The 8,814-nt window shown below is 69.7% G+C and carries 4 protein-coding genes; 3 read left to right on the forward strand and 1 reads right to left on the reverse strand.

Annotation, left to right across the window (positions count from 1 at the left end):
* Positions 1–22 precede the first annotated feature (22 nt).
* Complete coding sequence (gene eccD / locus AB0K52_RS06840; RefSeq protein ID WP_363527177.1) at positions 23–1,396, reverse strand: type VII secretion integral membrane protein EccD; 1,374 nt, start codon at positions 1,394–1,396, stop codon at positions 23–25.
* A 262-nt stretch (positions 1,397–1,658) separates the two neighbouring features.
* Here eccD and eccCa point away from each other — a divergent pair, with 262 nt between their 5' ends.
* The 3 genes from eccCa to AB0K52_RS06855 all read left to right on the forward strand — a co-directional run bounded on the left by eccCa (position 1,659) and on the right by AB0K52_RS06855 (position 8,602).
* Positions 1,659–5,690 carry a type VII secretion protein EccCa gene (gene eccCa / locus AB0K52_RS06845; RefSeq protein WP_363527180.1) on the forward strand — a complete coding sequence of 1,344 codons (4,032 nt, stop codon included), beginning with the start codon at positions 1,659–1,661 and terminating at the stop codon, positions 5,688–5,690.
* A gap of 117 nt (positions 5,691–5,807) precedes the next feature.
* Positions 5,808–6,932 carry a hypothetical protein gene (locus AB0K52_RS06850; RefSeq protein ID WP_363527182.1) on the forward strand — a complete coding sequence of 375 codons (1,125 nt, stop codon included), beginning with the start codon at positions 5,808–5,810 and terminating at the stop codon, positions 6,930–6,932.
* A gap of 236 nt (positions 6,933–7,168) precedes the next feature.
* A complete protein-coding gene (locus AB0K52_RS06855) occupies positions 7,169–8,602 on the forward strand; it encodes a S8 family serine peptidase (protein WP_363527185.1) in 1,434 nt (477 codons plus the stop codon).
* Positions 8,603–8,814 lie beyond the last annotated feature (212 nt).

Here is an 8,814-nt window from a genome sequence, read left to right on the forward strand (position 1 = left end):
GAGGGACTAGGGGACCGGGGCGCTAGCCGCGCAGTGCCAGGGCGATCGTGTACAGGCCGCAGACCCAGCCGACCAGCGGCAGGATCGACACGATCAGCAGCGCCTCGATGATGTCGAGGGCGCGGCCCCAGGTGGGGGCGATCTTCTTGCCCGCCACGGCGAGGCCGTAGACCATCGCGATGAGGGTCAGCAGGGTGAGCGCCCCGAGGATCACCGTCAGGCGCACCAGGATGCTGTCCTGGCTCGCCACGAAGATCGCCGCGAGCGTCGCGGTCAGGCCGCCCATGCCGCCGGTGAGCATCACGATGCGGGCGGCGCGGTCCTCGACCGTGCGGGACCGGCTGAGCAGCACCAGCGAGATGATCGTCGACAGGATGAGCCCGGGGATCTCGCCCGAGAACGCGAGCGCGATCGAGGAGACGAGCCCGACGACGGCCGCGAACGAGTACAGGGCCTCGAGGTAGTTCCCGGCGTGCTCGGAGAGCTTGAGGATCCGCTTGCCGTCGATGGCCTCGGCGTCGCCCTCCTTGAGCTCCTCCGTGGTCGTCGGCAGCTGCGGCGTGGGCACCATCGCCATGGTCAGCGACAGCGACGGCGCGAACGGCAGGATCGCCAGCGCCAGCGGCGCGGCGATGGCCGCGGCGGTGGCGGCCGAGTCGCCCAGGGCCATCATCAGGGCCGTCGAGACGCCGAGCACGACCGCGCCGAGGATCGTCACGATGAAGACCGGCGCGGACGCCATGTCGCCGACGGCGACCATGGACAGGACGCTGAACAGCAGGATCGCCGAGGCCGCGATGAGCACGTGCGGGCCCTCGAGGTCGAACAGCCCGGTGTTCTGCCGGTCGGCGATGAGCAGGCCCCCCACGCCGCCGTAGAGCACCGCGGTGACGCCGAAGTACGTGGCCGCCCGCGAGTCGCCGACGGCGCGCGAGAGCAGGGCCGAGGCGCCGACCAGGATCGCGGCGACCGAGAGGCCGACGATCGCGGAGGCGAGGTGGCCGGTCAGCAGGATCGTGATGGCGCCGACGACCAGGGCCGCGGTGCCGACGCCGACGCTGAACCGCTTGGTGGCCAAGTGGTCCCAGCGGTTGCCGCGCTGCTCGGTGGCAGTGGCGATCGCGTCGATGATGTCGTCGAAGACCACCTCGGGCTTGGCGGCGTCGGCGGGGTTGAGGTACAGCATCTCGCCGTCGGTGATCCCGAGCTGCGAGCAGGAGTGGCCCGTGTCGAGGGCCTCCTCGCCGAGGCGGGTGAGGATCCAGCCGCCGTTGTCGCCCGCCTCGTCGATGTAGTACTCGCCGGCCTGGTGCAGGATCGTGGGCAGCAGGTCGGAGAGGGGGACGTCTGAGGGCAACGCGAGGTCGATCCTGGTGCGGGGACTGACGATCGTCACCCTAGAAAGAGTGGCCGACTTGGTGCTCACCGTGCGAACCTCCGGGTCGGGTCGGTGATCGGGGGACCGTTCAAGGATAAATGCCGCATGCAACGGCGGGGGGACCGGCGTGGGCGTACCGGCAAAGGTGGCGCTGCGCCATTACCCTGTTAGTGCGATACTCGACAGAGCGCACTTACAACATTTATACGACAGCGCCCAAGTTACGGCCAGCAAGCGTCCCCGTGGTTGGCGCATCCCCCGGTGAGCACAAGGACCCTCTGTGACGACCAAACTCTTCCGCAGGCCTCCGCGCAAGCGCGGACCGCAGGCCCCCCGCGGTGACATCCTCCTGGAGTCGCCGCCGGACATGCCCGACCCGCAGCCCAAGAACATCACGCAGTATCTGATGATCCTGCCGATGCTCGCGGGCGCCGCGGCCATGGCGATGATGATGATGAGCCGCACGACCGGCGGCGGCAGCGGGGGCAACAACACCTTGCGCATCGCCATGGGCGCCATGATGGGCATCTCCATGGTCGGCATGATGGCCACCAGCATGGGCGGCAACCGCGCCCAGAAGAAGGCCGAGTTCAACGCCGACCGCCGCGACTACATGCGCTACCTCAACCAGGTGCGCCGCCGCGCCCGCAAGGGCGCCGAGCGGCAGTGGCGCGCGGCCCGCTGGCGCCACCCCGACCCGAAGGCCCTGTGGTCGCTCGTCGGCTCCCGCCGCATGTGGGAGCGGCGCGCGAAGGACGACGACGCGCTGGACATCCGCGTGGGCGTCGGCAAGCAGCGCATGACGATGAAGCTCGTCCCGCCGGAGACCAAGCCGGTCGAGGACCTGGAGCCGATGACCTCGATGGCGCTGCGCCGCTTCGTGGCCGCGCACTCGAACGTCATCGACATCCCCCGCTCGATGAAGTACACCGAAGCCGCCCGCGTGGTCCTGCGCGGCGACCGGGCGCTCGTCGTCGACAACCTGCGCGCCCAGCTGGTCCAGGCCGCCGTGCTGCACTCTCCCGACGACTTCATCGTCGCGGTCGTGGCGGACAACGAGCGGATGGCCGAGTGGCACTGGATGAAGTGGCTGCCGCACCTCCAGCACCCGTCCGCCGAGGACGGGGCCGGGCCGGTCCGCATGTTCTACAGCACCACCACGCAGCTGGAGAACTCGCTGCGCGAGCAGCTCTCGAGCCGCGGCGCGTGGTCGCCCGGCGCGACCGCCGGTGAGGGCCAGGCGCACCTGGTCGTCATCCTCGACGGCGGCGAGGTCGACCCGACCGGCATCATCGCCGCCGACGGCATGGCCGGCGTGACCGTCTTCGACTTCTCCGGCTACCTGCCGCGCAAGCCCGGACCGCAGATCAAGCTCTACGACGTCACGGTCGAGGAGATCTACACCGACCAGGCCGGGCGCCGCCGCGTGCTCGGCAAGCCCGACCGCATGTCCTACAACCAGGCCGAGGGCGTGGCCCGCTCGCTCGCGCCGTGGCGGCTGACGCTCAAGGGTGCGGCCGGGAAGACCGAGTCCGGGGACGAGGACCAGTCGCCGCTGGCGAACCCGTCGTCGCTGCCGGAGATGCTGGGCTTCAACGACGCCGCGGCGCTCGACCCGGCCGTGCACTGGCGCGAGAAGCCGATCAAGGACTACCTGAAGGTGCCGATCGGCCCGGGTCCGGACGGCGGCATCGTCGACATCGACTTCAAGGAGTCCGCGGTCGGCGGCATGGGGCCGCACGGCCTGCTCATCGGCGCGACCGGTTCGGGTAAGTCGGAGGTGCTCCGCACCATCATCGGCTCGCTGATCGCCACGCACTCTTCCGAAGAGCTCAACTTCATCCTCGTCGACTTCAAGGGCGGCGCGACCTTCGCGGCCCTCGACGACCTGCCGCACGTCAGCGCGGTCATCACGAACCTCGCCGACGAGATCGAGCTGGTCGACCGCATGGCCGACGCGCTCGAGGGCGAGCTCGTGCGCCGCCAGGAGGTGCTGCGCGCCGCCGGCAACTTCACGAACCGCTGGGAGTACGAGAAGGCCCGCAAGGCCGGGCAGCCGATGGATCCGATGCCGACGCTGCTCATCATCGCGGACGAGTTCTCCGAGATGCTGGTCGCGAAGCCCGAGTTCATCAACCTGTTCCTCCAGATCGGCCGCATCGGCCGCTCGATCGGCGTGCACATGCTCCTCGCGTCGCAGCGCCTCGAGGAGGGCAAGCTCAAGGGCCTCGACACCTTCCTCTCCTACCGCGTCGCGCTCCGCACCTTCTCGGCGCAGGAGTCGCGCACCGTGATCGGCTCGGGCGCGGCCTACGAGCTGCCGCAGGCGCCCGGCCACGGGTACCTCCAGGTCGGCACGCAGGACCTGGTGCGCTTCCGCGCCGCGTACGTCGGTGGCCCGTACAAGCCGCCGAAACGCGTCGCCTCGCGCGCCGAGCGCATCGCGGCCGTGCAGCACAAGGTGCAGCGCTTCCTGCCCGGCTTCGTCGAGCTCCCGCCGGAGCCCGAGGTCGAGGAGGAGCCCGAAGAAGAGGTGGCGGCGCCGGAGGCCGAGGACGAGAACGAGAAGCTCTCGGAACTCGAGGTGATGGTCAACAACTGCCTCGGCATGGGCCGCCCGGCCCACGAGGTGTGGTTGCCGCCGCTGCTGGAGCCGCCGACGCTCGACCAGCTGCTGCCCCCGCTCGAGGCCGACCCGGTGCGTGGCCTGTCGCCGAAGGGTTTCTCGCTCAACGGGAAGCTGCACGCCGTGCTCGGTGAGGAGGACCGGCCGTTCGAGCAGCGCCGGAGCCCGTTCGTGGTGGACCTCTCGGGCGCCCAGGGCACCGTGGCCATCGCCGGTGGGGCACAGTCGGGCAAGTCGACGATGCTCCGCGGCCTGATCGGCTCGCTCGCGCTGCTGCACACGCCGCGTGAGGTGCAGTTCTTCTGCCTGGACTTCGGTGGCGGCACGCTGCGCGGTATCGAGGACCTCCCGCACGTGGCGGGTGTGTTCGGCCGCCAGGAGGAAGAGGGCGTGCGCCGCACGATCCAGGAGGTCACGACCATCCTGGACGACCGTGAGAAGTTCTTCACGGACAACAAGATCGACGGCATGAACTCCTACCGGCGCATGAAGGCCGACGGGCGGTTCCAGGAGGACCCGTACGGGGACATCTTCCTGGTCATCGACAACTGGATGACGTTGCGCGAGGACTTCGAGCCGTTCGTCGACCAGGTCCGCGCGATCGGCAACCGGGGTCTGGCCTACGGCGTGCACGTCATGGTCACCTGCACCCGCTGGGGCGACATCCGCATGAACATGCGCGACATGTTCGGTCTGAAACTGGAGTTGAAGCTCTCGGACAACATGGAGTCCGAGATCGACCGCAAGGCGGCGGCGAACGTGCCGAAGAACCGTCCCGGTCGGGGCCTGTCGCTTCAGAAGCTGCACTTCCTGTCCGGCGTGCCCCGCATCGACGGCATCCGCGACGGCGACGACCTGCAGCCGGGCGTGGAGGACTTCGTCAAGAAGGTCAAGCAGGCGTGGCGGTTCCAGCCGTGCCCGAAGGTGCGGCTGCTGCCGCGTCAGCTTCACGTGGCCGACTTCCTCCAGGCGGTCGACCGCTCGAAGCCGGGCATCCCGATCGGCCTCAACGAGGCCGGGCTCAAGCCGGTGTACCTCGACTTCCAGGCCGAGCCGCACCTGCTCGTGTTCGGCGACTCCGAGTCGGGCAAGACCAACCTCCTGCGGCACATCGCCCGGCAGATCCAGGCGACGTACTCGCCCAAGGAGGCCAAGGTCATCATGGCGGACTACCGGCGCGGCATGCTCGAGGAGATCTCGAAGCCGACGCTGCTGGACTACGCCATGTCGGGCAAGCAGTTCGAGACTTCGGTCAAGAACCTCAAGGGCCCGATCGAGCGGCGGCTCCCCGGAGACGACGTCTCCCCGGCGCAGTTGCGCGACCGGTCGTGGTGGACGGGTCCGGACCTGTACTTGATCGTGGACGACTACGAGATGGTGGCGCAGCGGGTGAACCCGATGACCGCCATCGCCGAGCTCATCCCGCAGGGCCGCGATATCGGCTTCCACGTCATCGTCGCCCGCCGCGCCTCCGGCGCGTCCCGCGCGATGATGGACCCGATCGTGGGCCAGATCAAGCAGCTCGAGTCTCCGGGTCTGCTCATGAGCGGCCGCAAGGAGGAGGGCGCGATCTTCGGCAAGCTCCGCCCGAGCCCGCAGCCGCCGGGCCGTGGCACGCTCGTGCGCCGCAAGGACGGCGAGCAGCTCATCCAGACCACGCTGCTCCCCCCGAACGGCACCGCCTAGCACCTGCGATTGACGCAGATCTCGAGGCCGCCGACCGCAACCGGTCGGCGGCCTCGCGGCGTATTAGTGTCAGAACGGACGCGAAGCCGGCTCGCGCCTCTGACACCAAGGCCCCGCATGAAACCGCTGCTCACCAACCCCGGGCTCGAACCCGTCCCCACTCCACACGGGACGACCGAGACGGCGGCCGCGCGCACCCCCGCGGGCGTCCAGGTCCTGCGGCTCCTGCTCCTCGCCGCCACCGCATCGGTCATCGCGACCTGGCTCTGGGCCTGGCACGGCGTCCAGGCCTACGCCTGGCCGGGCGTCGACAACGACCTCACCGAACGCGCCCTCGCCTACCTCCTCATCCTCGCCCCCGCCGTCCCCGTGAACCTCATCGCCGCGATCCGCCTCGCCCGCGGCGGCGCCCGCGCGCGCCTCTACCTCGCGGCCGCCGGCGCGCTCGCCGTCGTCCAGACCCTGCTCCTGCTCACCCCCAGCGCGATGCCCCTGGCCGACACCATGAGCGACGGCTCCAACGACGTCGGCGTCCGCCACCTCCTCACCGTCGGCCCGCTCCTCTTCGCCGGCCTCTGGATCGCCACCACCCGCAAGACCCGCGCCTGGCTCGGCGCACCACCCCGCCCCCGCCGCGGCTTCGGCCTCGAAGCGGCCGTCTGGTGCCTCGCCCTCGCCGCCGCCCTCGCCGCCGGCACCGAGGTGCGCGACTGGACCCAGACCGCCGCCGCACCCGCCGCCCCCGCAGGCGAATACACCGAAGCCGGCACCTGGGCCGCCCTCGAACAGGCCGTCACCGAGACCACCGACGCCGTCCCGGACTTCGCGGGCTTCACCACCCGCACCATCGAGGCCGCCTCCTGCGACTACCTCACCCCCGCGGGCCTGCCCACCTACCGCTACCTGCTCACCTACGAACTCCGCGCACCGGCCGCCGCCCCCATCGCGACCCGCTGGGCCCAGGACGAGTTCCACCTCACCTACGACGGCACCGCCCTCGACGGCACCCGCCGCATCACCGCCGAACGCGCCTTCCCCACCACCGCCCCCGACGACGACCGGGCCGCCTACCCCACCGCCACCGGCCTCCACGCCCTCACCCTCACCTACACCGAGGCCCCCACCCCGACCCTCCACCTCGAGAGCCCCTGCGTCGAGCGCACCACCGAACCGACGGCATGCATACTGCCCCAAGGCGACCCGACCACCGACACCATCACCGGCATCACCTGCCGCGACTGATCACGGGCGGTCCATGCTGGGCTGCACGAATCCGCTGCAACCACCCGGAATCATCGCTGAACGACTGAAGCCGCGCGGGCTCAGGGGCCTGTGCTTGGTCCGGTATCTTGTGGGACAGAGCGGACCGCGCTGTAACGACCGGCATACGGAAGGGGTCTCACCCTATGGCCACACCTCTCACGCCAATCCCTCCGCGACACCGACCAGCGCAACACCGAACCGGACTCCGCACCGCCATGGGAGCCGGATTCGCCGCCCTGGCCACCGCAGCCTTTGTCGCCGCCACGCCGGGTGCGGCGCTGGCCCAGGACGCTACTTATGCGTCGGACAACGCCTGGGTCCCGGAACTCGTGCAGGCCCCGGCCGCTTGGGACACCACCAAGGGCGAGGGCATCACTGTTGCGGTCATGGATACGGGGATCGGCGACCACCCGTATTTCGATGATAAGGACATCCTGCCGGGATACACGGTCTTTCCTGACGAAGAAGACGGCCGAGGCGACACGGACGGCCACGGGTCTGCGATTGCAGCCGGAGTTCTTCTTGTCGCACCGGAAGCCACGATCATGCCGATCCGGATGGACACGGGTGCTACCGACTTCGGTTCGTCCGGGGATAGCGACGATGAGGCATTCCGGTGGGCTGTTGACAACGGGGCGGATGTACTCGTCGTTCCCTGGGTCATCAACGGCACTGGCTTCTCAGGCGAGGAGATCGAAGTACTGCAGTATGTCATCGATAAGGGCGCGATCATCGTCGCGTCCGCCGGCAATGACCCTGCAGGTGAGGTTGGGTATCCGGGGTTGGTGCCGGGCCTAGTCACGGTCACAGGTACCAACCGCAATGGCGACATCTGGTTTGACAACACCACCACAGGACCGGAAGTCGTAGTAGCGGCTCCGGCCGATGAAATGACAGCTCCTGTGCCTCAGGATCCGACTCTGGGAAACACTGAGCTCTATGCGAATGTCGTCGGCGGTACGTCGATGGGCTCAGGCATCGTCGGCGGCGTCGCTGCCTTGACATGGGCTGCGCACCCTGACCTCGACGCCAGCAATGTCATCCAGCGCGTGATCCAGACGGCCGGTGACGGAAGCGGCAACCGGAATGAGGACTTCGGCTACGGCCTCGTAAATGCAGACCAGGCGGTCCACGCCGAGGACATCGAGGAAGTGACGGAGAACCCGCTCGGTTACCCGATGGGTGAGGCCGGCGCCAGCGGCGCCACCCCGGATGACGCCGCGTCCGAGGACCCCGCCGAAACCGAAGCGGGTGCCGAGACCGGAGGACCTGCCGCCGGCGGTGCAGAGGCGAACAAGGAATCCAACCTCTCGACCATCATCGTGGTGGCCGCCGCAGTTGTCTTGATTGCCGCGGCGATCGCCGTATGGCTCGTGCTCCGTGGTCGCAGCCGCAAGAACGCCGTTGCGGCCGAAGGCGGTCCGTTCGGCCCCAACGACGGCCAGCCTCAAGGCGCATACCAGCAGCAACCTGCAATGCAGCAGCAGTACGGCAGTCCCCCGATGGGCGGCGGCCAAGGATACGGCGGACCCCCGCCTGGACCGCAGGGCTACAGCAGCCCGCCGCGAGGCCAGCAGGGATTCAACCCCCCGCCTGGCGGCGGTGACCAAGGCGCTCCCTGGCGGCCGAGCGATCCGAACAGGCAGTAGGCCGTAAATCAAGGGCCTCATGCGCGCCGCGCATGAGGCCCTTATAGTTTCGTCAAGAAGCGAGGGGCGGGGGGGGGGGGCGCGGCCGGGCCGCCCCCCGGGGGGGGGGGGGGGGGGGGGCGGGGGGGCCCCCCCCCCCCCCCCCGCCCCCGCCACAAAACGGCGGCGGGGTGGGGCCGGGCCGCGGCGGCCGTGGGCAGCGGGGGCGCGGC

It is taken from the genome of Glycomyces sp. NPDC049804, assembly GCF_040674615.1.
Classification (GTDB): Bacteria; Actinomycetota; Actinomycetes; order Mycobacteriales; family Micromonosporaceae; genus Glycomyces; species Glycomyces niveus.